Origin of the sequence: Streptomyces sp. NBC_01537, from assembly GCF_045040445.1 — a bacterium.
Taxonomy (GTDB): Bacteria; Actinomycetota; Actinomycetes; order Streptomycetales; family Streptomycetaceae; genus Actinacidiphila.
This window is the reverse complement of record NZ_CP109392.1, coordinates 1,458,083-1,484,051: the sequence shown is the minus strand read 5'-3', so window position 1 is coordinate 1,484,051 and position 25,969 is coordinate 1,458,083. Positions and strand designations below refer to the sequence as shown.

The 25,969-nt window shown below is 72.2% G+C and carries 22 protein-coding genes and 2 pseudogenes; 5 read left to right on the top strand and 19 right to left on the bottom strand.

All coding sequences use genetic code 11. The features are described 5' to 3' along the window. Window positions 1-5: 5 nt before the first annotated feature. Genes OG607_RS06950 through OG607_RS06930 form a run of 5 tightly spaced genes read right to left on the bottom strand, consistent with a single transcriptional unit; the run spans window position 6 to window position 4,139 of the window. On the bottom strand, window positions 6-1,124 hold the full coding sequence (locus OG607_RS06950) for an MSMEG_0568 family radical SAM protein (RefSeq protein ID WP_405720065.1): 1,119 nt from the start codon (window positions 1,122-1,124) through the stop codon (window positions 6-8). 11 nt (window positions 1,125-1,135) lie between these two features. Then, a complete protein-coding gene (locus tag OG607_RS06945; protein WP_405720063.1) occupies window positions 1,136-1,666 on the bottom strand; it encodes an MSMEG_0572/Sll0783 family nitrogen starvation response protein in 531 nt (176 codons plus the stop codon). A gap of 21 nt (window positions 1,667-1,687) precedes the next feature. Next, the gene (locus OG607_RS06940; RefSeq protein ID WP_405720061.1) at window positions 1,688-2,503 is read right to left on the bottom strand and encodes an amidohydrolase family protein; all 816 of its coding nucleotides are present in this window, start codon (window positions 2,501-2,503) and stop codon (window positions 1,688-1,690) included. 17 nt (window positions 2,504-2,520) lie between these two features. Further along, window positions 2,521-3,837 carry an MSMEG_0569 family flavin-dependent oxidoreductase gene (locus OG607_RS06935; protein ID WP_405720059.1) on the bottom strand — a complete coding sequence of 439 codons (1,317 nt, stop codon included), beginning with the start codon at window positions 3,835-3,837 and terminating at the stop codon, window positions 2,521-2,523. After that, the gene (locus OG607_RS06930) at window positions 3,834-4,139 is read right to left on the bottom strand and encodes an MSMEG_0570 family nitrogen starvation response protein (protein ID WP_405720057.1); all 306 of its coding nucleotides are present in this window, start codon (window positions 4,137-4,139) and stop codon (window positions 3,834-3,836) included. Before OG607_RS06930 ends, OG607_RS06935 begins: the two co-directional genes overlap by 4 nt. 223 nt (window positions 4,140-4,362) lie before the next feature. Between OG607_RS06930 and OG607_RS06925 the strand changes: the two genes are divergently transcribed. The 3 genes from OG607_RS06925 to OG607_RS06915 are packed head-to-tail and all read left to right on the top strand — an operon-like array spanning window position 4,363 to window position 8,279. Continuing rightward, window positions 4,363-6,567: a CHAT domain-containing protein gene (locus OG607_RS06925; RefSeq protein WP_405720055.1), complete on the top strand. Its 2,205-nt coding sequence runs from the start codon at window positions 4,363-4,365 to the stop codon at window positions 6,565-6,567. Beyond that, a complete protein-coding gene (locus OG607_RS06920) occupies window positions 6,564-7,724 on the top strand; it encodes a hypothetical protein (RefSeq protein WP_405720053.1) in 1,161 nt (386 codons plus the stop codon). The genes OG607_RS06925 and OG607_RS06920 overlap by 4 nt, the downstream gene beginning before the upstream one ends. Before the next feature lie 48 nt (window positions 7,725-7,772). After that, window positions 7,773-8,279 carry a DinB family protein gene (locus OG607_RS06915; RefSeq protein WP_405720051.1) on the top strand — a complete coding sequence of 169 codons (507 nt, stop codon included), beginning with the start codon at window positions 7,773-7,775 and terminating at the stop codon, window positions 8,277-8,279. A 173-nt stretch (window positions 8,280-8,452) separates the two neighbouring features. Here the strand turns inward: OG607_RS06915 and OG607_RS06910 are convergent, their stop codons facing one another. The 4 genes and pseudogenes from OG607_RS06910 to OG607_RS06895 form a co-directional block, all read right to left on the bottom strand. Beyond that, a complete protein-coding gene (locus OG607_RS06910) occupies window positions 8,453-9,307 on the bottom strand; it encodes a hypothetical protein (protein WP_405737499.1) in 855 nt (284 codons plus the stop codon). Window positions 9,308-9,500: 193 nt separating this feature from the next. Beyond that, window positions 9,501-9,836 (bottom strand): annotated as a pseudogene (locus OG607_RS06905) (DUF5682 family protein); the annotation flags it as partial. Between the two features lie 125 nt (window positions 9,837-9,961). Then, window positions 9,962-11,021: pseudogene (locus OG607_RS06900) on the bottom strand (AAA family ATPase). Then, on the bottom strand, window positions 11,018-14,356 hold the full coding sequence (locus OG607_RS06895; RefSeq protein ID WP_405720049.1) for a DUF4132 domain-containing protein: 3,339 nt from the start codon (window positions 14,354-14,356) through the stop codon (window positions 11,018-11,020). The pseudogene OG607_RS06900 and the gene OG607_RS06895 overlap by 4 nt, the downstream one beginning before the upstream one ends. Window positions 14,357-14,485: 129 nt before the next feature. Here OG607_RS06895 and OG607_RS06890 point away from each other — a divergent pair, with 129 nt between their 5' ends. Continuing rightward, window positions 14,486-14,902, top strand: coding sequence for a YchJ family protein (locus tag OG607_RS06890; protein ID WP_405720047.1), 417 nt, complete (start codon window positions 14,486-14,488; stop codon window positions 14,900-14,902). Here OG607_RS06890 and OG607_RS06885 read toward each other — a convergent pair. The 9 genes from OG607_RS06885 to OG607_RS06845 all read right to left on the bottom strand — a co-directional run bounded on the left by OG607_RS06885 (window position 14,866) and on the right by OG607_RS06845 (window position 23,286). Further along, a complete protein-coding gene (locus OG607_RS06885; protein ID WP_405720045.1) occupies window positions 14,866-16,350 on the bottom strand; it encodes a sensor histidine kinase in 1,485 nt (494 codons plus the stop codon). The genes OG607_RS06890 and OG607_RS06885 overlap by 37 nt on opposite strands. A 44-nt stretch (window positions 16,351-16,394) precedes the next feature. Beyond that, window positions 16,395-17,165 (bottom strand): response regulator transcription factor, encoded by a 771-nt coding sequence (locus OG607_RS06880; RefSeq protein WP_405720043.1) that lies wholly within the window; start codon window positions 17,163-17,165, stop codon window positions 16,395-16,397. Window positions 17,166-17,247: 82 nt separating this feature from the next. Further along, window positions 17,248-18,375 carry an FG-GAP repeat domain-containing protein gene (locus tag OG607_RS06875; protein ID WP_405720041.1) on the bottom strand — a complete coding sequence of 376 codons (1,128 nt, stop codon included), beginning with the start codon at window positions 18,373-18,375 and terminating at the stop codon, window positions 17,248-17,250. 123 nt (window positions 18,376-18,498) lie between these two features. After that, window positions 18,499-18,894, bottom strand: a complete 396-nt coding sequence (locus OG607_RS06870) for an SRPBCC family protein (RefSeq protein WP_405720039.1) — start codon at window positions 18,892-18,894, stop codon at window positions 18,499-18,501. Between the two features lie 7 nt (window positions 18,895-18,901). Next, window positions 18,902-19,522: a GNAT family N-acetyltransferase gene (locus OG607_RS06865; RefSeq protein ID WP_405720037.1), complete on the bottom strand. Its 621-nt coding sequence runs from the start codon at window positions 19,520-19,522 to the stop codon at window positions 18,902-18,904. A gap of 78 nt (window positions 19,523-19,600) precedes the next feature. Further along, window positions 19,601-20,158, bottom strand: a complete 558-nt coding sequence (locus OG607_RS06860; RefSeq protein WP_405720035.1) for a sugar O-acetyltransferase — start codon at window positions 20,156-20,158, stop codon at window positions 19,601-19,603. Beyond that, on the bottom strand, window positions 20,155-20,901 hold the full coding sequence (locus OG607_RS06855; RefSeq protein WP_405720033.1) for a GNAT family N-acetyltransferase: 747 nt from the start codon (window positions 20,899-20,901) through the stop codon (window positions 20,155-20,157). The genes OG607_RS06860 and OG607_RS06855 overlap by 4 nt, the downstream gene beginning before the upstream one ends. Before the next feature lie 64 nt (window positions 20,902-20,965). Beyond that, the gene (locus OG607_RS06850; protein WP_405720031.1) at window positions 20,966-21,424 is read right to left on the bottom strand and encodes a DoxX family protein; all 459 of its coding nucleotides are present in this window, start codon (window positions 21,422-21,424) and stop codon (window positions 20,966-20,968) included. Between the two features lie 71 nt (window positions 21,425-21,495). After that, the gene (locus tag OG607_RS06845; RefSeq protein WP_405720029.1) at window positions 21,496-23,286 is read right to left on the bottom strand and encodes a hypothetical protein; all 1,791 of its coding nucleotides are present in this window, start codon (window positions 23,284-23,286) and stop codon (window positions 21,496-21,498) included. A 313-nt stretch (window positions 23,287-23,599) separates the two neighbouring features. Between OG607_RS06845 and OG607_RS06840 the strand changes: the two genes are divergently transcribed. After that, the gene (locus tag OG607_RS06840) at window positions 23,600-25,528 is read left to right on the top strand and encodes a glycoside hydrolase (RefSeq protein ID WP_405720027.1); all 1,929 of its coding nucleotides are present in this window, start codon (window positions 23,600-23,602) and stop codon (window positions 25,526-25,528) included. A gap of 52 nt (window positions 25,529-25,580) precedes the next feature. Here OG607_RS06840 and OG607_RS06835 read toward each other — a convergent pair whose 3' ends face one another. After that, window positions 25,581-25,931 carry a DUF805 domain-containing protein gene (locus tag OG607_RS06835; protein WP_405720025.1) on the bottom strand — a complete coding sequence of 117 codons (351 nt, stop codon included), beginning with the start codon at window positions 25,929-25,931 and terminating at the stop codon, window positions 25,581-25,583. Window positions 25,932-25,969 lie beyond the last annotated feature (38 nt).

The window sequence follows — 25,969 nt, the reverse complement described above, 5'->3', positions numbered from 1 at the left end:
TGCCGTCACCCGCCTGCCGTGCTGAGCACACTGCAGGCGCCGCAGGCGGCGCAACCGGCCTTCTGGTCGGCGCCTGTCATGCCTGCCGTGCGGAGCTGCGCGGCGACGCCCTCGGTGACGTACCGGAGGAGCTCGGCATCGGGCGCGGGGATGCCGTCCTGAGCGGCGAGCGTGCCGCGCATCGGGCGAAAGGGGACGACGAAGGGATACACGCCTCGGTCGATCAACGCACCGGCGCCCGCGATCAGTTCGTCGGGATCCTCGCCGAGGCCGACTAGGAGGTAGGTGGAGACACGGTTGGGGCCGAAGACGCGGACGGCCTCGTCCCAGGCGGCTTCGTACTCGGCCATCGGGACGGTGGACTTGCCGGGCATCCAGCGCTGCCGTACCGCGTCGTCCAGGGCTTCGACGTGGATGCCGATGGCGGTGGCGCCGGCGTCGTGGAGTTCGCGGATCCAGGCGAGGTCGCCGGGGGGCTCGCACTGGACCTGGATCGGGAGGCCGGGGACGGCGGCCAGGACCGCGCGGACGGAGCGGGCGAGGTTGCGGGCGCCGCGGTCGGGGCCGGTGGTGGTGCCGGTGGTCATGACCATCTGGCGTACGCCGTCGAGGCGGACGGCCGCCTCGGCGACCTCGGCGAGCTGGGCGGGGGTCTTGGCGGCGACGGTGGCGCCGGAGCGCAGCGACTCCTCGATGGTGCAGAAGCGGCAGCGGTCGGGCTCGGCGTAGCGGATGCAGGTCTGGACGACGGTCGTGGCGAGGACGTCGGAGCCGTGGAGGCGGGCGATCTGCTCGTAGCTCGTGCCGTCGGCGGTCGTCAGGTCGTAGAACTTCGGGCGCCGCACGGTCCGCAGGGTCAGGCCGGTGTCTTTGAACGTTCCGGCCTCGTCGCCGAGCCAGACCTTGCCGTCGCGTACGGAGTAGGGGCTGTCGGGGTTCCGGGGGAGCGCGGCGTTGGCACCGTCGACGAGACCGTGCCCCATCACAAAGTGGCCGTCGTCGCTGGGCCCCGCGCCGTCCGGCCGGCATACGGGGGCGGCCAGCGCCACGCCGTGCAGGGCCAGTTCGGCGCGGGTCATGATCCGCACATCCACCGTCGTCGAGGTATCGGTGCCAACGCTCACGGTGCGGCCCCTTAGAGCTGGTAGGTGGAGTTGATGATGGCGCCCTTGCGCGCGTAGTGGATCAGCGCGTCCTGGACGTCCAGGGGGTGGGTGGGGATGACGCCTTCGATGAGGTCCTCCTCGCGGGCGCCGTGCAGGGAGAGGCCGAAGCGGCAGCAGTAGACCTTGCCGCCCTCGGCGATGAAAGTTTTGAGCTGGTTGTTGATGTTGTGCTCGCCGGGGAAGGCGGAATTGCCGACGGTGGGGAAGCCGCGGGTGGCAAGGCAGTTGAGGGAGCCGGGGCCGTAGAAGTAGATGGCGGTCTCGAAGCCCTTGCGCAGGGCGCGGGTGGCCTGGAGGACGGCGACGAAGGAGACCGAGGACTCGTGGGCGATGCCGTGGACCAGGGTGAAGTAGGTCTCGCCGTTCTCGGCCTGGTAGTCGGGGAAGACCTTGGTGGAGCCGTAGATGCTGGAGCCCTCGGGGAGGGAGGGGTGCGGGATCTCGCTCAGGGACTTCTTCTCGATGTCGCTGAGTTCGGGGACGGTGGTGGTGTCGGTCATGGCTGTCTCCTCTGGTCGTTGCTAGCCGTAGAGCGTGGTGAAGGTGTCGCGGAAGACGAGTCCGCCGAGTTCGCCGCCGCCGGTCGCGGCGGTCATACGGGCGTACTCGCCGGTGAAGTCGCCCCATGGCTGGTCGCTGGCGAAGAGCACGCGGTCGTGGCCGATGCCGCGCTGCTCGATCTCCCGGGCCAGCCAGTGGGGCGCGAAGCCGATGGCCCAGGAGAGGTCGGTGTAGACGCGCTTGCCGCTCTCGATCCAGTCGAAGAAGCGGGAGCCGATGAGCTTGATGTGTCCGCTCATCCCGCCGCCGAAGTGGACGAGGTGGACGGGCACGCGGTCGGCGTACCACTCCACCAGGTGGCCGACCTCGTCGATGTCGGAGGCGGCGCCGGGGGAGGTGTGGACATGGACGACCAGGCCGAGGCGCTCGGCCTCGTGGAAGATCCGGTCCAGCTGGGGACGGCAGGCGGGGTCGGTGGCGCGGCCGCCGAGCAGGAAGCTCAGCTTCAGCGCCCGTACGCCGTCCTCGCGGGCCAGAGCGAGGGCGTGGGCGGTGCGGGCCTCGTCCTCGGGGCGGGGGGAGACCCACAGGCCGGCGCGGATGCGATCGTCGGTCTGGGCGGCCTCGACGGCGAGCTCGTTGAAGGAGAAGGCGATCGCGGGGTCGGGTACGCCGTAGTTGGGGAGGACGAGGGCGCGTTCGGTGCCCTCGGCGTCGAGGTCGGCGAGGAGCTGCTTGACGGTGGCGCGGGCTGTGGTGTCGGGGTTGACGGGCGGGCCGCCGTAGAAGGGGTAGGCGGGGAGTACGCCGATGTGGCGGTGTGCGTCGAAGACCATGGCTCGTTCTGGCCCTTTCAGCCGACGGGGAGGGCCGAGGTCAGTTCGGTGGGAGCACCGGTGAGGGTGCCGCAGACGTCGGCGAGGCGGCGGGAGGCGTCGATGTGCCCGGCCAGGAACTCCGCGTCCCGGCCGACCGCCTCGAAGCGGCCGGAGCCCCAGCTGTACTGCCAGGGCAGGCCCAGGAAGTACAGGCCGGGGCAGCTGGTGGCGCCGCGCCAGTGCATCGGGTAGCCGCGGCCGTCGAAGACCGGGACCTCCATCCAGCGGTGGTCGCGGGTGAAGCCGGTCGCCCAGACGACCGAGGTGATGCCCGCCGACGCCAGGTCGAGGGTGTCCGGCTGCCCGTCCGGCTCCCATACGGGTACGTAGCGGGGCTCGTCGGGGGCGTCGGTTCCGCGTGCGGTGATGTGGGCGTCGATGGCGTCCTTGATGCCCTCGGCCACGGCGTCCGCCCGGTCGAGGTTGACCTTGAGGTCGTCGGCGAATTCGAGCTTGCCGCCGTCGATGCCGGTCAGCCGTCCGTGCAGCCGCATCCCGTCGCGGGCGAAGGCCCGCAGGTCGATGTCGCGGCCGCCGTCGCGCCCGGTGACGTAGTGGTTGACCCGCATCCGTACGGCCCCGGCGTCGCCGAACTCGTCGATCCCCTTGCCGTAGTGGCCCATCTCGTCCAGCCACGCCACGCAGTCCCGGCCCCGGTAGAACCGGGCCACCCGGGGCGCGCTGCCGACGGCCAGGTGGACCTGGCGGCCCGCCAGATGCAGGTCCTCGGCTATCTGCGCGCCGGACTGGCCGGAGCCGACCACCAGGACCGCGCCGCCGGGCAGTTGGTCCGCGTTGCGGTAGGCGGAGGAGTGCAGCTGGGTCAGGCCGGCGGGCAGCCGCTCGGCCGACCTGGGCACCGAGGGGGTGTGGTAGGGGCCGGTGGCCAGGACGACTTGATCTGCCGTCAGGTCGCCTTCGGAGGTGGCCAGTTCGAACACACCGGAGGCGCCCCGCCGCAGCCTGGTGACGCGTACGCCCTCCACCAGAGGCGGGCGGAAGAAGGCCACGTACTCCTCCAGATACCGCACGATCTCGTCCCGCACCATGAAGCCGTCCGGAGCCGGGCCCCGGTACGGGAAACCGGGCAGCCGGCACTGCCAGTTGGGCGTGACCAGGCAGAAGGAGTCCCAGCGGCGGGTGCGCCACTCGTGGCCGACCCGGTCCGCCTCGATCACGACATGCTCGATGCCGCGCTCGCGCAGGCAGTAGCTCACCGACAGCCCGGCCTGCCCGCCGCCGACGACCGCCACCGGATAGTGCGCCCCGTCCAGTCGCCGCAGCGGGCTCATCGTGCGCTCCCGTCGGCGTTGCGCAGCGCTTCCACGGTGACGGTCGCGCCGGGGACGGCGGCGTACGCGGCGGCGGTGCGCTCGATCGCGGCGAGCTGGTCGGAGGCTCCGGTGCAGTAGAAGCCGAACTTCTCACGCACACGTTCGCTCGCGATGCCGAGTGAAGTCCGGCTGCGCTCGACGAAGTCGGCGACGCCGTACACGCCACCGGGAGCGAAATAGTCTTCGACCACCGTGGAGGGGGAATAGCAACGCTGGGTCTCGCCATCGGGCCAGCGCACATGGAAATACAGCTCAGGCATGAAGACCTCCATGCGATGCGCCGAGGTTCTGCCACCTCGCCGCTGCTTGTGAGGACTACTTCAGCCAGCGTGGATTACCGATCCGATTCATCCGGAATAAAGACGGGTTACCGAATCCTCACCCTCCGTCGCCGTTTCCCTCGCAGGTCCTGCCCCTGACGAGAGGGCCGTGATCCCGGTACCGTGGCGCTGTCACCAGGCCGCCGGGCGGGGGAGGTCAGCCGTGATCGAGGAGACCGCCCCGCATCCGGTGATCCTGGGCGTCCGGCGGGCGCCGTTCCGCCACGCGGAGCCGGACACGGCGCAACCCGGGGTCGCGGTGGTGCTGGCCACCAGGAGCGGTGAGCTGATCCTCCAAGAGCCCGGACGCCGGCGGCCGTTATGGCCCGGCCGGAAGGTGCGCCTTCGGTACGAGGTGGATGTGCGGGAACACCACCTCACCTTTCGCCTGCTGGTGCCTTCCGCGGACCACCCGGCGGCCTTCCGGGTCACCGTGGAGGTCCGGCTGCGCGTGCACGATCCCGTCGCGCTGGTGCGTCGCGGTGTCGAGGACGCGGCCGACGCGGTGGCATTACCGTTACGGTTCTTCGTCAGCCGTGTCACCCGCGATTTCGCCATCGAGCAGAGCAGGCAAGCCGAACGGGCGTTGCACGACTGGTTCGACTCGGAGTCGCACAGCGAGGCTCTGGATGAGGGGATGGGCCTTACGGTCCGGGCCACCGGGTTCGTGGTCCGGCTGACCGAGGAGGCGGAGCAGGAGCTGCGCCCTCGCCGGGGCAGGCCTGAGCCCACGACGTACATCGATGTCGGATTCCCGCCGGAGGCCCTGGGGCGGGCCCGACCGGTACGCGAGGAGCGGACACCGACGGGCTTCGGAATTCCGCTGGGCGACACCGACTTCGGTTCCCTGTACGGCGGGTCCCAGGGCTCGCCCGTCCCCGAAGACCCCTCCCTCGAAGTCCCCCAGCCCTGGCGCCTCGTGGCGGAGCTGGTGGACCAGACCTCCCCGGGCCGGATCCTCCCGCTGCACGTACAACTCGCCCCCGGGGCCGAGGGAGCGGGAGTGCCGCTACGGGCCTTCCTGGTGCCGCCGGGCGGCACGCGGCTGACCGTCACGATCCACGCGCCCGGGCTGGCGAACCTCGGACCGTTGCAGCAGGAGGTGACCCTCACGCCCGGCCGCGACTCCGATGTGCTGTTGTTCCGCCTCAAGGCCGCGTCACCCGGACTGCACACCGTGACCGTACGCGCCTTTCGGGAAGGCACCTACCTGGGCGAGGTCCGCTGCCAGGTGTCCGTCGAGCCGGGCAGTCCCACCAGGGACGGGCAGCCGAGGGCGGCGGTGCTGTCGAGCCTGGCCGCGAACGACGGTGAGGTCACTCTGCAGGTGCTGAGGGGCGACAGCCCGGGCACGTACAGCTTCCAGCTGCTCGGATCGACGCCGTACGCGCCCGAGCTGATCCGGATGCGGGCAGGGGACCCGAGCGGTCCGACGGAGCGCATCTACCAGGAGCTGCGCGCGATGGCATCGAGGTCGCAGGCGGGCGAGCGGGCGGACGCGGCGCGGGCGCGGGACCGGCTGCGCAATCTGGGCGTGCAGTTGTGGGCGACGGCGGTGCCGGAGGAGGTGCGGCGGCAGTTCTGGACGGAGGCGGGGAGGGTCGGGGCGGTGACGATTCTGGGTGAGCACGACGCCGTGCCGTGGGAGTTGATGTATCCGCTGGACGGATCGCAGGAGGGCGACGGCTTCCTGGCCGAGTGGCTGCCGATCGTGCGGCAGACGTTCGGCCAGCAGCGGGTGCCGGAACTGTCGCTGGACCGGGCCACGTTCGTCGTGCCGCCCGGGTCCCCGGCAGAGGCGGCCCAGGAGGTGGCGGCGCTGCGGGCCCGGCTGGGGGCGGCGGTCCTGGACGGGGGAGTGCTGAGCCACCGGACGGCGCTGACCTCGTTGATCAACGACGGCCTCAGCGGGCTGCTGCACTTCGCCTGTCACAACGCGTTCGGCGGCGCGGGATCCAGGGTCGAGATGGGCGACGGTCCCTTCGATCCGCTCGACCTCGCGTACGCGTCCCAGGCCCGGGCCCTGGGCGACACGCAGCCCCTGGTCTTCTTCAACGCCTGCCGCAGCGCGGGCGAGATCGACTGGTTCTCCCAGCATCTCGGCTGGGCCCAGCAGTTCCTGCAGGCCGGGGCCGGGGCGTTCGTCGGCACGCTGTGGGCGGTGCGGTCGGACTCGGCGCTGGAGTTCGCCGACGCCTTCTACGGGAACCTCGTCGGCGCCGGCGAACCGCTGGGCCGGGCTTCGCTGCGGGCACGCCAGGCGATCCGTGACCGCGACGGGGACCCGACCTGGCTCGCGTACGCCGTCTACGGCAGCCCGGGGACCCGCGCCACGACCACCACCAGCGCACAGGGGGACTTCGCGTGAACGATCCGGTGTTCGTCATCCACGGCGTCGGCAACCGCGACGAGCCGGGCTTCGAGACGAGCGTCGAGCGGCTCCGGCGCGCCACCGGCCTGGACCTGGTGCCCGTCTTCTGGGGCGATCTCGGAGCCGATGACCGGTACGTGGACCTCGCGTTGCCGCCGTCCGGCGCCCTCGGGGAAGGCGGCCCCGGGGAAGGCGCCCCGGCGGACAGCGATCCGGTCATCGACGCCCTGTTCGCGCCCCCGCCCTCCGGCCCCGGCGGCCTGCGCTCCTCCGACGGGCTGCCGGAGGCCGTGGCCGAGGAGATCCGGCGCCGCCTGAGCGAGGCATCCGACGGCTCCGGGCTGCGCGAGGGCCCCGATGAGGTGCTGTCGCTGGTGGCCGACGCCTGGCCGGAGACCCGCTGGCTGTCCCGAACCGACGACACGGCGCTGCTCACCGAGACCGCCGCGGCCCTGGCCGACGCCGTCGCCGAACTCCACGACACCGAGGACGGGTTCGGCACCTGGGACGGTCTGCGCGGCGGCCCCGGCGACGGCGAAGGACGCCTCAAAGCCCTGGTCCACCGCCGACTCCGCGAACTGGACCGCATCGCCGGCGCCGCCATCAAAGCGGTGGCCGGCCGCGTCAACCACAACCTCCGCACCCGCTGCGCACCTGGCGCCACCCGCTTCCTCGGCGACGTGCTGGTCTACCAGCGCCACCGCGAGCTGATCCACACCCGGGTACGCGAGCGGATCGCCGCCGTGGACCCCGCCCTCGGCCGCGGCCCCGACCGGCCCGTGCGCCTCGTTGCCCACAGCCTCGGCGGCGTGATCTCCGTCGACATGGCGACGGCCGCCGAACCCCTCTGGACCTCCGCTCTGGTCACCTTCGGCTCGCAGCCCGCGTACTTCCACCTCTGCGACCCGCGCGGCGGCCAACTCCCGCCGTACACCGGGCCAGTGACCCTGCCCCCCTCGCTGGGCGGCTGGACCAACCTGTGGGAGCCGCTGGACCTGCTGGCCTTCGCCACCTCCCGGGTCTTCCGGCTGCACGACGGCAGCGCCCCGGTGGACCTGCGGCTGCGCCACGCGGCCAGCAGCGGCCTGTGGACGCACTCGGCCTACTGGGAGCTGCCCGAAGTGGCCGAGTCCATCGCGCGGGTAATGGCGTAGCCGGTATTCGAGGGCACGCGAAATCGATCAGTGCTACACCTTGCACTCGTGACTACCGAACGAATCGACACACCCACGCTCGCGGATGAGCGCGAAACCCTCCGCGCCTACCTGGACTTCCACCGCTCGACCCTCGCCATGAAGTGCGACGGCCTCTCCGACGAGGATCTGCGCCGCGCGTCCAGCCCGCCGTCCACCCTTTCGCTGCTCGGCCTCGTACGCCACATGGCCGAGGTCGAGCGCACCTGGTTCCGCAAGGTCATCAACGCGGAGGACATCCCCCTGGTCTGGTCGGACGAGGGCGACTACCAGGTGGCGTACGACGCGAGTACGGCCACCCGGGCCGAGGCCTTCGAGGCCTGGCAGACGGAGGTGAAGCATTCCCGCAGGATCGAGGAGGCGGCGGAGTCGCTCGATGTCACCGCCCACGCCGCCCGCTGGGGCGAGGATGTGTCACTGCGGCTCGTGATGATTCACGTTCTGCTCGAATACGCCCGGCACAACGGTCACGCCGATTTCCTGCGCGAGGCCATCGACGGGACCGTGGGCCCCTGAACGGCGGAGCGCCCGGGTGCCCGCCGCATTCCCCGGCGGGCCGCGGCCGTCCTCGCCCTCAGCCAGTCCCCGGCGATCAGCGGGAACGCGAGACGGTCCTCGTGCCGTCGCTGGATCTCCCGCTCGTACCGGTCGGTGATCTCCCGGTCCATGTACAGCCGCCTCCTTGTGGCTCAGGTGGCCACGGCGGGCCACCTGGCTGATTCTGGCGGGGTAATGGACCGGATGGCATGGCCAATCGGGTGGTAGTGGTCTGGTGCGTGCTCCCGGTGAAGCTCGGCGCAGACGACGAGGTGGAGCTGCGCGTCGAGCCAGGCGTCGGCCGTCGCGGGGTCGTCATGGCGGGCGAGCGCGCCGAGGGCGTCGTCCAGGGCGGTGGTTAGGGGGTCGCGGGGTGGAGGGGCCGGGCTGGGGAGGGGGGTTGAGGCGGGGGCGAGGTCGGGGACCGTCAGTCCGTCGGAGGTGAGCACGGCGACCGGGTCGATGACGATATGGCCGCCGGCGCGGTGGAGCGAGCCGCTGAGGTAGCGGGGCCCGCTGTGCAGGGCGTCGGCCGGTGCGTCGAGCGCACCGGGACAGAGGGGATGGTACGCCGCCGAAAGGTGGGCCGGGTTGCCGGCGGCGTCGCGTACGAGGGCCTGGAGGCGTTGCTCCGCCGGGTCGTAGCCGACGCTTTCCACCTGGGAGATCTCGACGACGCGCACCGACTCGGCCTCGACCCGGGGGCGGATCAGGCGGGGCGGCCTGCCCTCCCAGGCGGCCGTGTGGGCGGCCAGATCGCGTACGAGCAGCGAGCCGGGCAGTCCGGTCCAGGCGGCGCCGACCGGGATGACGGTCGTGGCGGCGAGCCGGCCCCGGGCTGAGGACGAGCCTGCGGCCGGCGGTGCGCCGGGCGGTCTCGCTGACGAGGCTGCCCGCCGAAAGCGCGGCCAGGGTGGTGCCGAGGAGACGGCGGCGGCCGGCCGGGCCCTGACCGGCGGAGGGCGTCCACTCCTTGCGCAGGACGAGAACGACGCCCGCGGCGGCATGGGCGAAGTAGACCTCGGCGAAGGGCTCTTCGGCGCTGCCCGGGACGCGGCAGCCGAGGGCGGTGAGCCGTACCCGGCGCAGCGGCGTCTCCCCGGACTCGCGCTCGCCCAGGGCGCCGGGCACGGCATCGGCCGCGCGGTGCCGTGCGTGCACCTCCGCGAGCAGCTCGGCCACGTCGAGCCGCTCGGCCAGCCGGTCGGGCGGCTCGACCTCGAACAGCCGGTCCCACAGGGCGTCGACCGAGTCCACCGCGAAGCGCCGGCTCAGCCGCTCGGTCGCCTCGGCGTAGCGGGCCTCCGCGTCCGCGTACCGGTTGGTGCGCTCCGCGAACGCCGGGTGCCACGCGGGCAGGTCGATGAACCTCACCTGCGCTCCGGCGGCCCGGCCCGCGCAGAGCGCGACCCATTCCGGCGAGTAGTCGCACAGCGGCGCCCACGAGGTGGCGGCGCGCTCCTCGTCGCGGTAGTGGCTGAACACCGCCACCGGCAGGTCATGGCCGAGCAGCAGCTCCTCCAGCCGCCCGTTCATGTCGGCGGGCCCCTCCACCAGGACGTACGCCGGGCGCAGCCGCTCGACGGTGCTTGCCACCAGCCGGGCGCAGGCGGGGGAGTGATGGCGCACGCCCAGGAGGACCGCTTCGGGACGCCGGGGCATCAGCCGTCCAGCAGATGGCGTGCGTCGTGCAGCGCCTGCCACTGCGGGCCCCGGCGGCGGGGCACCCGCTGCTCCAGGTAGCGGCGGAGCCGGGCCAGGTCCTCCGGGCTGTCCTTGGCGGCGGTCCCGGCCAGACACGCGACCACATCGGCGGCGCTGCCCGGCTCACCGCGCAGGAACCAGCCGCGTACGCCGACCGCGTGGGCGACGGACACCGCCTCCGCCGTGCTCATCACCGCCGACGGGCGCTCCGTGGCGGCCCCGTCGTGCGTGGTGCCCTCGCGCAGCTCGCGGAAGGTGCTGACCAGCACCTCCAGCACATCCCGGTCGGGCCGCGCCTCGACACCGGAGCCGCGCAGCAGGGCGCTCGCCTCGGCCTCGACGAGGGCGAGTTCGGTGTCCAGGTCGGGTATCGGGAAGACGGTCTCGAAGTTGAAGCGGCGCTTGAGGGCGGCGCTCATCTCGTTGACGCCCCGGTCCCGGGTGTTGGCGGTGGCGATGACATTGAAGCCCCGCCGCGCGAAGACCATGCTCTCCGGGCCCTCCAGCTCCGGGATCGCCACCACCCGCTCGGACAGCAGTGACAGCAGACAGTCCTGCACCTCCAGCGGACAGCGGGTGATCTCCTCGAACCGTACGATCCGGCCCTCTGCCATGCCGCGCAGCATCGGCGTACGAGGGACCGGGCCGAGGGCCCCTCGGAGACCAGCAGCGCGTAGTTCCAGCCGTACTTGATCTGGTCCTCGGTGGTGGCCGCGCCGCCCTGCACGGTCAGCGTCGAGGTGCCGCTGACGGCGGCCGTGATCAGCTCGTCACCAGGGCGCGGTCGACCAGCGACGGATTCCCGACGAACTTGCGGCTGATCCCGGCGTCCTCGTCACCGATGACGAAACGGCGGGCCGCGCGCAGGCTCAACTGCCAGCCGGGCGGCCGGTGATCGCGGTCGTTCTCACGCAGGACGGCCAGCTCGCCGGCGTAACGGACCTCGGCCGGGGGCCGTTGAAGCAGTTCGAAATCCTGGTCATGCTCCTGGTCCTGGTCCTGGCTCGGTACGCTCATCCGGCCGTCAGCTCCGTCAGGTCGGCGAGCAACTCGGAGGCGGTCACCGGGTCGAGGCTGCCGAACCGCAGGGGGTTCTTGCCCCGGGGCGGGCTCCAGTCGCCGGGCTGGTCGTGCAGCCACACGGCGTCCAGCGCCTGTTCCGGGAAGATGTCCACGGCCCCGACGGCGATCCCGTCGTGCGGATTGACGACGGCGTAGAGATCCGGGCCGAGCCGCTTGGTGATCCAGCACTCGACCCCGGCGTCCTGCGGCTCCCCGCGCTGCCAGCCGCGCCGCTCCAGGCCCAGCAGCCTGCCGGTCGGCACCGTGATCCCCTCGAAGCGGGGCAGCCGCCCGCCCGCCGCCTCCTCGTCGGTCAGACGGAACACCGGCCGCCCCAACTGCGCGAAGGGCTGCAGGATCTCGTAGTCCGCGAACAGGGCGGACCAGACAGCCAGCGCGTCGCCCAGGTGCAGCGGGTGGGCCAGCCGAACGGCCGCGGCGTCGGGCATGGCGAACTCGTCGTCGGCAGCATCGGCGAAGGTGCGGTCCTCGGCCACCCGGAAGGCGGTGACGGCTCCGTCCGTCTCGCTCAGCCACACCAGGCGGCGCACCAGATGCCACAGCAGCGGGTGCCCCACGAACAACTCGCGGAACTCGGCCGCCGTCCACGAACGGCCGCCCACCATCGCGGACTCCAGCCGGCGCACCTGGTCGGACGCGATCGTCCGCACGTCCTTCTTCAGGGCCATGAAGCGCTTGCGTTCGGCGGGCGCCAGCTCCGCGTCGTCCCGGGCACCCGGCTGCGGCAGATCCTTGCGCCGCTTGCCGTCCTCGTCGAGGACATACGGGCGCAGTTGCTCGTCGAAGCCCACGGTGAAGCGACGGGTGCCGTAGTCGATGACCGTCGAGCCGTCCGGACCGAGCCCGAGGTCGGGCACCAGACGGTCGGCCAACTGCTCACCGGTCAGCCCGAGTCCCTCGGCCACCTCGGCGATCTTCTCCTGGGCGCGGACCTTCAACGCCTTGAACTTCACGCGCTGCGCGACCCCGTGCAGATGGAGCAGCGCGACATCCGTGCCGATCGCGGCCAGCACATCGAGCCCCTCCACCGCCCGGTGGTGCGCGCCCACCCCGGGCCATGTCCGCAGTACCGGGGTGAGCCGGCGCACGGTCCCGTCGTCGCCCAGCAGTCCCAGGCAGTGCAGTGCCCAGCTCTCCTTCGCCGGCATCCCCGCGAGCCGCCACTGCTCGAACAGCGCCCACCCGAACTCGGCCAGCGACCCGGCCTCACAGAGCTCCTTGAGCGCCGCGACCCCCGGGAACACCTCGCCCGGCTTGGAGATGGCCAGCATCGTGATCGCGTGCCGGGTCGCATCGGCGGGCAGCGCCCCTCCGGTACGCACCCGTATCTGCGGCAGCAGCACCGGCTCGGCCCACTCGACCGGCGCCGGCATCCGGGCGGGCAGCGCGCTCTCCAGCGGGTCGGCCGCGAGCAGCCCGTCGATCACGGCCGCCGCCTCCGGACCGTACCCGGCAGCGGCGGCGCGCACGGTGTCGTCGCCGTGCGCACCGGCGATCACCCGCAGCGCCTGCTCCGCGCGGCGTCGCGCGGGGCCGGCCTTGCCCACGGCGTCGGGCACCAGCAGCGCGGCGGCGTCCACGCCGTGCCGTACGAACCAGCTACGGGCCGTGGCGGCGGTCGACTTGAGCCGGATCAGCCAGTCGGCCATCAGCCGGGCGACCTCGGTATCGACATACGGCAGGAGCAGCGGCGCGAGGGCGCTCGGCTGCCGGGCGGCGACGCGCCGGAGGACGGGCAGCGCTTCCAGCTCGTAGGAGGCGGCAAGGGGCTTCAGCGCCGCCTCGCCGTCGTAGACGCTCTCCGGGTCCCACAGGCCGAGCATCGGCCGGATCAGTTCGACCGGTCCGTCGACGAAGAGCGCGGCCGATCTGACATCGCCGCGCAGCAGTTCGGATCGCAGCGTGGCCTTGTCCCAATTCGTCTTCTTGGACTTGATCCAGGACCAGTACCAGGACCGCGTGGCCGCCCACTCCTCCCGCTCGCCCGGCAGCCACGCGATACGCGGCTCCGCCATCGCGTCGAGCCCGCCGACCACCTTCGCCTTTCCGCCGGTGCGCTCGCGCGTCCACGGCGGACTGGTCAGCAGCGCGGGCAGCGAGTCGGCGGGCGCGTCCTCGATCCGGCCCTCGCGGTCTGCGGCCGCCGCGACGACGGCGGCGGTCCGCTCGTCGAGCAGCGGCAACGCGGCCTGCGCCAGCTCGTGATGGACGCCGATGTGAGCGGTGAGGAGCTGCTTCGCCATTGATCCGGGCGCCCCGGCCAGCATGCGCAGAGCGCGTACGGGATAGCGATGCGTCGCCTTGACGAGGGAGGGGCGGACGCGCTTGTCGTCCATGTGGGAGAGCAGCAGACCGAACGCCTCGTCGGCCGGCAGCTCCACGAGCGCGTTGGCCACCAGCTTGGCGCTGTCCGCGGTGAGATACGGATTGCCCAGCGGTTCGGCCAGCAGAGGCACGACGGCGGGGCCGATGCCCTCGGTGACGGTGGCGATCATGTCGAGCGGCCAGTCGAAGCCCGCCCGACCGCCCAGCAGGTCGACCTGCTCGGGGGAGTTGAGCGAGCAGAACAGCATGGACCGCACGGTGGCGTCGCCCTCGCCGCTCACCCCGGGATCGGCGCAGCACTCGGCCACCCAGTCCGCCTCACCGGGCACGAGATAGGACGCCACGATCCGCCGCCGCGCCCCGTCCCTGCGCTTCGCCAGGGCGGCCACCGACTCCCGGTACGTCTCCTCGTCGGCCTCGGCCAGCAGCGCGCGGATCCGGTCGGCCGGCGGGCGGTGCTGCCAGGACGCGTACCGCTGCGCCGACTCGGCGCGTTCGCCGAGCCAGGGGTCGTACCGCCTCGACCCGGACTGCGTGTAGTGCACCTCGATCTCGAAGTACTCCACCACGGCCTGGGCGGCGAACGCCAGTCCGTGGGAAGCGACCCAGGCGTCCGCCCAGATCTCCCTCGGCATCGGGTGGACGCCGACCACCGAGGCGAGCACCGCGGCACCGACCGCATCGCCCCTGCCGTCCAGCTGCGCCTGTGCCGCCTCGGCGAGCCGCGCATCGCTGCGTGGATCGGCGATGAACTCCCCTATCCACGACCTCTCCTCGGCGATCCGGCGCCCGGTCAGCTCCACCGCGTCCGCAACGGGCGGCGCCGCCGGGCGCCGTATGCCACCGCGCCTGGGATGTACGTGGCGCTGCCACGCACTGGGCATGCTGAACGAGTCCTCATCCGGGAACTGGGTGAACTCGCTCTCCCCGACAGCATTCCGCACGCGCAGCACGGTCCCCTCCTTGGTGGCCGACCCCGATTGACCCCGATTGATGATCAGTGGCTTCACCGTAGCGAGGGCCACTGACAATCGGCCGCGGCGGAGGCCGGCGGACTGCCGCACAATGGGCGCATGCCTCGACGTTCCGCCCTGCCGGCGACTTCGCCCTGCCCCTGCGGTCTGCCCGCCGCCTACGGCGACTGCTGCGGGCGCCTGCACAGCGGCAGGGCCGCAGCACCGACCGCCGAGGCGCTGATGCGCTCGCGCTTCAGCGCTTTCGCGGTCCGGGACGAGCCGTATCTGCTGCGGAGCTGGCACCCGGACACCCGCCCGGGGCAGGTGGACTTCGATCCAGGGATGCGGTGGGTGGCACTGGAGATCCTGGAGACGACGGAGGGCAGCGCGTTCCACTCGACGGGGACGGTGACGTTCCGGGCCAGATACAGCCAGGACGGGGCGAAGGGCGAGCTGGTGGAGCGGAGCCGTTTCGTGAGGCACGAGGGCGCGTGGGTCTACGTGGACGGGGTCTTCCCGGAGGGCGGGAGCTGACCGAGGGTCTGTCGCCGGACAGGCCCCAGGGGCAGGGTCACGGTGAAGACGGTGCGGCCGGGCTCGCTGGTGACGTCGGCGCGGCCGTGGTGGGCGGCGGCGACGGCGGTGACGATGGCGAGGCCGAGACCGCTGCTGCCGGCGGCGCGGGAGCGGGAGGCGTCGCCGCGGGCGAAGCGTTCGAAGACGCGGGGGAGGAGGGCCTGCGGGATGCCGGGCCCGTCGTCGGTGACGCGGATGAGGGCCTGGCCGTCGAGGCGGACGACGGCGGCGGTGACCGTGGTGCCGGGCGGGGTGTGGACACGGGCGTTGGCGAGAAGGTTGGACACGGCCTGGTGGAGGCGGTCGGGGTCGCCGGTGATGTGGACCGGGTCGTCGGGGAGCTCGATGAGCCAGTGGTGGCCGGGGGCCGCCGCGTGGGCGTCATGGACGGCGTCGGCGACGAGCGGGCCGAGGCCGACGTCCTCGCGTTCCAGCGGCCGGCCCGCGTCGAGACGGGCGAGCAGCAGCAGATCCTCGACCAGGGCGCTCATGCGTACGATGCCGGACTCGATCCGGCGCAGGGCGAAGGCCGTTCGCGGGCCGATGTCCTCGGGGCCGTCCCCGGTGCCGTCCACGGTGCCGCGCCGCACCAGCTGGGCGTAGCCGGCGATGGAGGCGAGCGGGGTGCGCAGTTCGTGGCTGGCGTCGGCGAGGAAGCGGCGCATGCGGGTCTCGGTGGCGTAGCGGGCCTCCAGGGCGCTCTCGACATGGCCGAGCAGCCGGTTGAGGGCGGCGGCGACCCTGCCGACCTCGGTGCCGGGGCCCGCGTCGGCGGCCGGGACACGTTCCAGGGCGGTGACCTCGCCGTGGTCCAGGGGCTGGCAGGAGACCCGGGTCGCGGTGGCCGAGACCCGGCTGAGCGGGCGCAGGTTGTAGCCGATGATGACGGCCGCCGCGATCGCCGCGAGCAGCAGCCCGCCGGCCGTCACGACCGCCTCGACGGCGACCAGCCGGCTGACGGTGCGGTCCACGTAGTCGAAAGGCAGCGCAGTGGTCACGGTGACCGGGCCGGCAAACGTGTCGGCGTGCACCGTCTTCACCCGGTAGGCCCCGAGCCCCGGCAGGATCAGCGTGTAGTGGTGGCCGTCGGCGTGCACCGACGACAGCACGGCCTGCTGGCGCGGCGAAGGCTCCAGCACCGCCCCGTCGCCCGCGACCATCCCGGCCTCGCGCACGACGCCGCCGGACCTCGCGACGCCCACCGTGCCGTCGGGCACGCCGAAGGCGGTGAGGTACGGCAGCTCCGTGTCCCGGGGCCCGAGGTCGCAGCTTCTGGGAGCCATCGAGTGGTCGGCCAGGGCGTCGAGCCGGTCGTCCAGACCGGTGATGAGATACGACCGCATGGCGAGCGTGGTGATCACGCTGACCACCACGCAGACCACGGCGAGCAGCAGCGTGCTGGACACGATCAGCCTGGTGCGCAGGGTCCGTGTCCGCGGAGTCCATGCCCTCATCCGGCGGGCTTGAGCATGTAGCCGACGCCGCGCACGGTGTGGATCATCGGGTCGTGGCCGCGGTCGATCTTGCGCCGCAGGTAGGAGATGTAGCTCTCCACCACATTGCCCTGGCCGCCGAAGTCGTACGACCATACGCGTTCCAGGATCTGGGACTTGCTGATCACCTTGCGCGGATTGCGCATCAGATACCGCAGCAGCTCGAACTCCGTACCGGTCAGCCGCACCGGAACGCCCGCGCGGTGCACCTCCCGGCTGTCCTCGTCCAGGGCCAGATCGCCGACCACGAGCACGGACTCGGAGCGGGCGGCGGCCCCCGAGCGGCGCAGCAGGCCGCGCAGCCTGGCCATCACCTCGTCGATGTTGAAGGGCTTGGTGACATAGTCGTCGGCGCCCGCGGTCAGGCCGCCGACGCGGTCGTCGACGCCGTCCCGCGCGGTGAGGAAGAGCACCGGGACATCCGGCTGCTCCTCCCGCACCTGCCGGAGCACTTCGAGGCCGTCCATGTCCGGCAGCATGATGTCCAGCACCATCGCGTCGGGCCGGAACCTGCGGGCGCAGCGCAGGGCCTCCGCACCATCCGCCGCGCGAGCGGGCTCCCAGCCCTCGTAACGCAGTACGACCGACAGCAGCTCGGTCAGATCCGCCTCGTCGTCGACCACCAGGATCCGCAGCGGAGCGCCGTCCGGTCTGCGGAGCGTTTCGCGGATCTGGCCGGCTGCGGGACCGGCGACGCTGCCGGAGGTCAGAGGTATACGCGAAGCCATGTGCCGGGACACTGCCCCTCTTTGCTGTGAATTCCCTGGGTCCGGGCTGTGGGTGGGCTGCCAAGGCGGCCCGAAGGCCTCGTCACTCGCCGCAGGAACCAGTGAAGACATCCACCGCGCCATCACTGCTGGCGGCCACTGCCACGTCCGCCACCCCGTCCCCGGTCAGATCGGCCGCCGTGGCGTCGTACGCGCCCGAGGCGGTCAGCTCGGCGAGCTGCGACAACTCGCCCCCGGCCGCGCCCTGATAGACGGTGACCGAGCCGCCCTTGAGCGAGGACACCAGCAGGTCCGCGCTACCGTCGCCGTCCAGGTCGGCGGCGCCTACCGCCACCGGGAGGGCGGGGGTGGCGTAGGTCGTCGCGGGCGCGAACGTGCCGTCGCCGTTGTCCAGGAGGACGTCCAGGGAGTTGGAGCCGTTGCTGACCGCGGCCAGGTCCGCGTCGCCGTCACCGTCGAAGTCGCCCGTGGCGAGGGAGTACAGGCGCGCGGTCGCCGAGTTGGCGGTGGCGGTGCCCAGGCCTCCCGACCCGTCGCCGGACAGCACGCTGATCCCCGCGCTGCCCGAGCTGGCCGTGGCGACGTCCGCCGATCCGTCGCCGTCGAAGTCGGCCACGACGATGCCGTGCGGCGACGATCCGGTGGCCGTGTCGCCCAGGTCGGTGAAGGTGCCGTCGCCGTCGCCGAGCAGCACGCGCACCGAGCTGGTGCTCTGCTGGGCGACGACGAGGTCCGGGTTTCCGTCCCCGTCCAGGTCGCCGGTGGCGATGGCGCGCGGGGACGCGTCCACGTCCAGGTTCACCGCCGCGCCGAAGGTCCCGTCGCCCTGGTTGATCAGGATGCTCACCTGCGCGCCGCCGAAGTCTGCCGTGGCCAGGTCCGGATGGCCGTCGCCGTCGAAGTCCGCCAGGACCGTCTGGTACGGATTGGTGCCGACCGCGTAGGCGGCTCCGGCGGCGAAGGTCCCGTCGCCGTTGCCCGGCAGGACCGTCAGGGAGTTGCCGCCGAGGTTGGTGGCGACGGCTTCCGTAGCGCCGTCGCCGTCGACATCACCCGTCGCCACATGGCGGGGGTTGCTCCCGGCGGTGCCTGAGGTGTCGAGCTTGGTGAACGACACCCCGTTCGCGCACGCGGCGGCCGGCCCCGGGGAGGCGGCGACCAGCCCCGCTATCAGTAAGGCTGCGCCGGCCACCCTGCGGCTCGTGGTCATGGCGTTGTCGTATCTGTCATGCCGAGGAGCGTCGTCCCGGAACCTGTGAGGACCATTGAGAGAACTTCCCGAGTCCATACGAGAGTTGTGAGCGAAGTGTCGTGTGAACCTCGTGCGCGCGGTTCACGCGAGCAGGCCCTGGACCGCCCGGCCGAACATCCGGCGCCCTGCCCATGCCGTCGGCCGGTCGAGGAACGAGGGGAGGAGCCGCAGTCGCAGATCCTCCGTCCAGGTGATCTCGGAGCCGTTGGCGGTCGCCCGTACGTCGATCTCGGCCCAGCCGGTGACGAAGGTGCCGCGCTTTTCGAGGCGGCAGTGGGCTGGCGGAGCCCAGCTGACGATCTCCATCGGGTCGTCGAAGGCCAGCCGGCCGATGCCGGTGCGGGCGACGAATCCGGATGGCGTCACGGTGATCGTGGTGAGCGGTACGTGGGCGGCGTGGCGGGGCCAGTCCGTCAGGCGGTGCCAGGCCTCGGCGGCGGGCAGAGGGGTCCGGGCCTGGATGCGGAAGGCGGTCACGGGGTGATCATAGAAGCGGGCTGGGGCCGTCGAGGATCCAGCTGTTGACCCACCGGTCCCGTACGGCGGGCCATTCGGTGGCGACGAGTGAGTAGTAGACGGTGTCGCACCAGGAACCGTCGACCCGGCGGAAGTGCCGGCGCAGCACGCCCTCACGGATACCGCCGATGCGGGAGACGGCGTTCTGCGAGGCCTGGTCGAGATCGTCGAGCTGCCATTGGACGCGGCCGAAGCCGAGGTCCTCGAAGGCGTGGTGGAGCAGGATGAAGTGGGTTTCCAGGTGGGCGGAGGTGCCCCACAGGGAGCGGTCCAGCCAGTTCCAGCCGATGTCGACGCGCTCGTCGGCGAGGGAGATGTCCAGATAGGCGATCCAGCCGGCCGGCCTTTCGGTGGACCGGGGCAGCACGGTGAACACGACGGCTTCGCCGGCCGCCTGCTGGGCGAGCCGCTGCTCGGCGATCGCACTCATCTCGGCCATGGAGCGGGGGGTGGTCGTCGGCAGCCATCGCCACACCGCGTCGTCGCCCCCGCCGGCGAGGTAGAGGTCCGGGACGTGGCTCAGCGCCAACGGAACCAGCCGGACGTACCGGCCGTCGAAGGCGACAGGAGCGGGGAACCGAACTGCCATGCCCGAACGCTAGGCCGAAAGTGCTCGGAGTTTGGTGGACTCGCGTATTTCCATGCACCCGACGATACGACCCGGAGGTTACGGGATCTCGCGAAGCACCCGGCAGGGGTTGCCCACGGCGACGACGCGATCCGGCAGGTCACGGGTGACGACGCTGCCTGCTCCGACCACCGTGTTCTCGCCGATCGTCACCCCGGGGCAGACGATGACCCCGGCGCCGAGCCAGGCGCCGTCGCGGATGGTGATCGGGGCGGTGGTCTCCCAGCCGGCGCGGCGGTCAACCGGGTCCAGGGGGTGGATGGCGGTGGCCAGCTGCACGCGCGGGCCGAGGGCGACCTCTTCGCCGATGGTGATGGGACCGCAGTCCAGGAGGATCGCGTCGTAGTTGATGAAGCTCCGGGCCCCGATCCGGATGTTGTATCCGTAGGCGCAGGTGAAGGGCGCCTTGACGTAGGCGCCTCCGGCGAGCTCGCCCAGCAGTTCGTGCAGCAGTTCGCGGGAGCCGGGCGCGTCCGCCGGGGCCGTGGCGTTGAACCGCGCGGCCATGTGCTCGGCGGACTGCCGGTCGGCGGTCAGCTGCGGATCGTCGCAGCGGTAGCGCTCGCCGCGCACCATGCGTTCCCGGTGGTCGCTCACTGTGTGCCGCTCCTGTCGCCCGGTGGTCGGTTCCCGGTAAGCCTGCCATTGACGGCCACCGGCACGCGGGCCGCCAGGAAGGACGTCCTGCGGCGCAGCCGGAATCCCAGTGCCTCGTAGAGCCGGATGGCGTTGGTGTTGTCCGCCGCCGCGTGCAGGAACGGGATCTCACCGCGCTCCCGGATGCCGTGGGCGACGGCAAGGACGAGTCGGCCGCCCAGGCCCTGCCCGCGATGGGCGTCGTCCGTGCACACCGCGCTGATCTCGGTCCAGCCCGGCGGGTGCAGCCGCTCGCCCGCCATCGCCACCAGCCTGCCCTCGCGGCGGATGCCCAGGTACACGCCCATCTCCACGGTGCGCGGCAGGAAAGGGCCCGGCCTGGTGCGCTCGGTCAGCGCCAGCATCTCGGGCACATCGGCCGGGCCGAGGCGTACGGCCTCCGGGTCCGGCGCGGCCGCGAGGCCGTCGTCGACCAGCTGAACGCCTTCGAGGTGGAACTCCACCTCCCAGCCGTCCGGCGGCGGCACGTCGACCGCGGCCAGCGGCACCAGTCCGCCCGGACCCGCGAGCGCCGCGATGTCGTCCCAGTCACGGGCCTTCGGCCGGTCCGGCAGCGCGGCCCAGGGAGACACGTCGAGCGGGTAGCGCAGTGTGTCGCCGAGTCGTTCGGCGAAGTGCGCGTGCGGGCCGGTCAGCGAGGAACGGGCGGGGTTGTCCAGCGGATGTGGCGCGCTCGTACTCATGGGCGGCCTGGCCTCCTGGGGTGTGATCATGCCGACAGGAGTGCCAAGCGTGCCCGGCGCGCGACTATTCCGGCCCCCTCGCTCGCGGCCCGCGCGAGACCAGCCGTATGAGCCGGGCCGTGTGCCCCCGGCGTCCCCAGGCGACCAGGCCCACCAGCACCATGACGATCAAGGGCGTGGCGGCGTTCTCACCGTCGAACACAGTGACCTGGGTGATGAACGCGCCGGTCATCAGCCCGATGAAGGCCAGCCCGGCCAGGCCGGACAGCAGCGGGATCAGCAGCGCGATCGCCCCGGCCAGCTCCAGTGACCCGATGAGGTACATGAACCAGTCGCCGAAGCCGATTCTGTCGAAGCCCTCCGTCGCCGAGGGATGGGCGATCAGCTTGGGGAGCGCGCTGGCCACCCCGAAGAAGAGCGCGAGCAGGATCTGCAGCACCCGCAGTCCTATGTCGGCGCGCCGCGCCCGGGTGGTGCCGGTCAGCGGTACCGCGGTTCCGGCGGCGGCGGTTGTCTCGGACATGGTGGTCTCTCCTTCTTCCGGCGTGCTGAGGTGGGGTGTTCACAGGGGCAGACGACCCCGCGGCACGGAACTCATCGGTGGCGGCCGCCACCGCAGCGGCACTGGCCGCAGTGCTCCTCCCAGGGCGCGCATGACGCACCGCAGCATGCGCAGACCGGCGGCGGGCTCAACGGCCCGCCCTGGGCGAGCAGTTCGTTGAGGCGCCGGACCACGGCGGTCTCGCCGGCGGCGGTGTCGGTGGGAGAGAGGCCGCCGAAGTCACCCAGGCGCAGCAGAGCGGAGCGCAGTTCGCGCAGCGTCCCGGCGTAGGCCTCCGCGTCCGGCAGCGCGAGGAGGGCGACGTCGGGGAGGGGGCGGAGCAGACCGGTGAGGGATCGCCCCGTGAGGAAGGCGGCGGCGATGCGGGGGAAGAGACCGTCGGGCCCGCCCGGCAGGGTGAGAAGCCGCCAGAGGGCGGGACCGTCGGCGGGCCAGGGGGCGTCGGCGGCGGGACCGGAGCCCGCGGCCATGCGGGCGGCCTGCCACTTGGCGGTCAGGGCCACCGGCCACTGGGCATACAGGCCGCGGTGGCCGGCGAGGGCGCCGGCAGCCGCCGTACGCCAGGCGGCCAGCGCGTGCGGGATCTCGCCGGGAGCGGGGCCGCCGAGATCCTCCCAGGCGGGCAGCAGCGGCAGCCGCCCACGCCCCGGGGCCGCGCCGCCGTCGGCCGCGGCCTCGACGGCGTCGCGCAGCAGGCGGCGGCCGGGCGGGGTCACCGGGACGGCCGTGCGGTACTCGCCCACGGTCCCGTCCGCGTACGCGGCCAGCCGGGCTGTCTCCCATCCGCCCGCCTCCGGGGCCTGGGCGAAGCGGACCGAGGCCAGTGGCGGCACGGGATCGCGGCCGAGGACCGGCGTGGTGACGACGATGTCGACCTCCCCGGCGGCCAGCCGGCGCAGCTGTTCGAGCCGGACGGCGGACGGCAGCGACTCGTACAGCACGGTCGCCGTACGCCCCGCGTCCAGCAGCTCGCGGTGCAGCGCGTGGACGCAAGCGCGGTCCCGGGCGACGACCGCCGTGCCGGGCGGCACCTCGCCGGGCCCGGCGGCGGGGACCAGGGGCAGCGGCGCGGCCCGCCGGTGACCGACGATTTCGAGGCGGGCCGACCCGGCCAGACAGACCCCGAGCAGCGCCTCGTCCCGGGGCACGCCGGTGACATGGACCGTGCGGTGCGCCCCGGACAGCAGCAGCCGGGCCAGTGCGTCCCCCTCCACGGCGTCGACGACCAGCACATCCCCCGTCGGCCGCACATGCCGGTCGGTGCAGCACAGCACCCGGGCCCGCCCGTTGACACTGCCTCTGTCGGTGGTCAGCCCGACCTGCTCCGGGCCCAGCCGGGCGCGCAGCAGCCCGTACGCCTGCAGGGCGTGCCCGGGCCGGGCCGTGGCGTACACCCCGGTGCCCGGGTGGGCGGCCAGCACCTCCACCACGGCACGGGTACGGCCCGAGCGCGGCGGTCCCAGATGCAGCACGGCCCGCTCGGGCGGTGCCGCGCCCAGGGCCCGTGCGGGCACCCGGGCCCGCACCCGTGCGGCGGCGGCACGCCGCAGCTCGGCCTGCCGCCGCCGTACGGCCTCCCGATCCCGGGCCTGCGCGCTGCGCCGCGCCGACCGGGAGCGGGCCCGGGCTTCCCGCGCGGCCGTCAGCGCGGCATGGAAGGGCTCGGGCCGGGCGACGATCTCCCGCAGCTGGGCTGGGTCGAAGGAGCGGGTGCCGGGATCCCTGCTCAGCAGGCCGTAGTCGACGGCGAGCTGGAGTTGCGGCCGGGAGAGGCCGAGGACTTCGCAGGCCTGTGCAAGGCCGAGGTGGTTGATCAGGTCCATGGTCGTGTCGCGCCGGGCGCCCGTCGACGGGAGCGGCCCGGCGCACCCCCCTTCGTCACACGATGTGCGGGACAGTGCTGCCGACATCACTCACCGTAATCGGAGGGTCTGACAATGCCCCCAGGCAAGCCGCCAGGCAAGCTGCCAGGCAAGCCCCTCGGGGTGTTGGCGCGAACACCTCCTGGCGACTGCCAGGCGCGCCAACTGGCGTGTTTTGTGGCACCTGTTAACAAAGTCTTGACATGAGCACAGCTTGAACTCGACACTCACGCACGCCAGTCATGTTCGCGCAAACACCGGATGGGACACCGTGATGCCGTTCAGCTTCCCCCGCTCCACCAGATCGCGCGCCCGGCTGCGTCTCGCAGCGCTGGCCGCGCTCCCGCTCATCGCCTCCGCGGTCACCGCCGGCCCTCTGGTCACCGAGGCGCAGGCCGCCACCTCGGCGCCCGCCCTCGTCACCACCCAGGCCCAGACCGTCGACGGCTTCGCGGCCTCGGGCGCCTGGTGGGTCAACGACCTCGCCGACTTCTCGTCGAGCGTCAAGAGCCAGGTCGGCGACCTCCTCTTCGACGAGTCCGGTCTCGATCTGAGCATGTACCGCTACAACATCGGCGGCGGCGGGACCGGCGTCACCGACCCCACCCGCGCCCCGCAGTCGCTGATGACCTCGGTCGGCGCCTACGACTGGACCCGCGACCCCGGCGGCAGCTACTTCCTGCAGTCCGCCTCCGACCACGGCGTCCCCACCCTCATCGGCTTCGTCAACAGCGCCCCCAAGGACTGGACCAGCAACGCCCAGAGCTGCGGCGGCACCCTGGTCTCCGGCACCGAGAGCGCCTACGCGACCTACCTCGCCGACATCACCGCCCACTGGGCCGCGAACGGCGTCGACCTGGACTACCTCAGCCCCATGAACGAGCCCGACAGCTCCTTCAGCGGCTGCGGCCAGGAGGGCATGGCCGTCCCCGTCTCCCAGCGCGCCGCCGTCATCAAGGCCCTGGGCTCCACGCTGGCCGCCCGTTCCCTCACCTCGACCGGGATCATCGCCGACGAGACCAGCCAGACCACCAACTTCGTCGCCAACACCCCCACCTGGATGAGCGACTCGACCGCCGCCGGCTATGTCAGCGCGCTCGCCCACCACACGTACGACTTCCCCGGCGACACCGCCCTGCGCAACGTCGCCGCTGTCGGCAGCACGTACAACAAACCCCTGTGGGCGAGCGAGATCTGCTGCCAGAAGACCGGCACCAGCGGCTGGGGGCAGCAGTACGACCCCACCATCGACGGCGGCCTCGACCTGGCCAACTACGTCTACCGCGACTTCACCCTCGCCAACGACCGCTCCTTCCAGTGGTGGACGGCGCTGTCCTCCGTGATCGGCTGCGACGTCGGCTCGGACGCTTCCTGCGCAAGCCAGGTCAACACCAGCGGCTGGAACGACGGCCTCGTCTACTACGACCCGGACTACGCCACCGACGGCAATCAGTCGCTCTACATGACCAAGCGCTATTACGCGCTGGGTCAGTACAGCAAGTACGTACGGCCCGGAGCCGTCCGCTACAACGTCAGCGGAGCGCCCGCCGGAGTCCAGACCATGGCCTTCTACAAGGACGGCGCCTGGAGCGTGGTCGCCACCAACACCAACACCGCCGCCTCCAGCCTGATCCTGGACACCAACAGCGGCACCCTCACCCCCACCGCCACCCACCGCACCAGCGCCACCGAGAGCCTGGCGAGCGTCACCAACCCCACCGTCAGCGGCTCGGTCCTCACCGCCGCCCTCCCCGCCCGCAGCGTCACCACCTTCCAGCTCACCAGCTCCGGAGCCCCCGGCAGCGGCGGCAAAACCAGCACCAGCACGCTGATCGGCGCCCAGTCCGGCAAGTGCCTGGAGGACCCGGCGTACTCCACCACCAACGGCGTCCAGGTGACCATCTACACCTGCAACGGCGGCACCAACCAGAACTGGACCCTCACCGCCGCCGGTGAACTGCGCGGCTACGGCAGCAAGTGCCTCGACGCCAGCGGCCAGGGCACCGTGAACGGCACCGTCGTCGACCTCTACACCTGCAACGGCGGCGCCAACCAGAAATGGACGGTCACCGACGGCGGCACCGTCGTCGGCCGGCAGTCCGGGCTCTGCCTGGACGTGACCGGCCAGGCCACCGCCAGCGGCTCACCGCTGGAGCTGTACACCTGCAACGGCGGCTCGAACCAGAAGTGGACCCGCGGCTGACCCGTTGAGCCCCGGCTCACCCCCGGTAGGTGTAGGGCCTGCGCGGTCCGTCTCAGGGGGTGAGCTTGGGGTCCTCGCCGTAGCGGTTGGCGCCCGGATCCCCTTCACGGACCAGGAGGATGATCAGAACGAGCGACCCGATGAAGGGGACCAGGTACAGCAGTACGAACACCCCGGAGCGGCCGTTGTCGTGGAGCCTGCGGGTGGTCACGGCGAAGAAGGGCACGAGCAGCGCGAGCGCGTAGATGCTGGTCAGGACCGAGTAGCTCCACACGAAGCCCTCCAGGAGTCCGACGAACCCCAGGGTGATCCAGGCGATCACGAGGAACAGCCAGAACTCCTTGCGGCGGGCGCGGCCGCTGAATACCGCGTACTTCTTCAGTGCTGCCAGGTACCAGTCCACCGTTGCGCCGTTCCTTTGTCGTTCCGCAGGAAACGCAC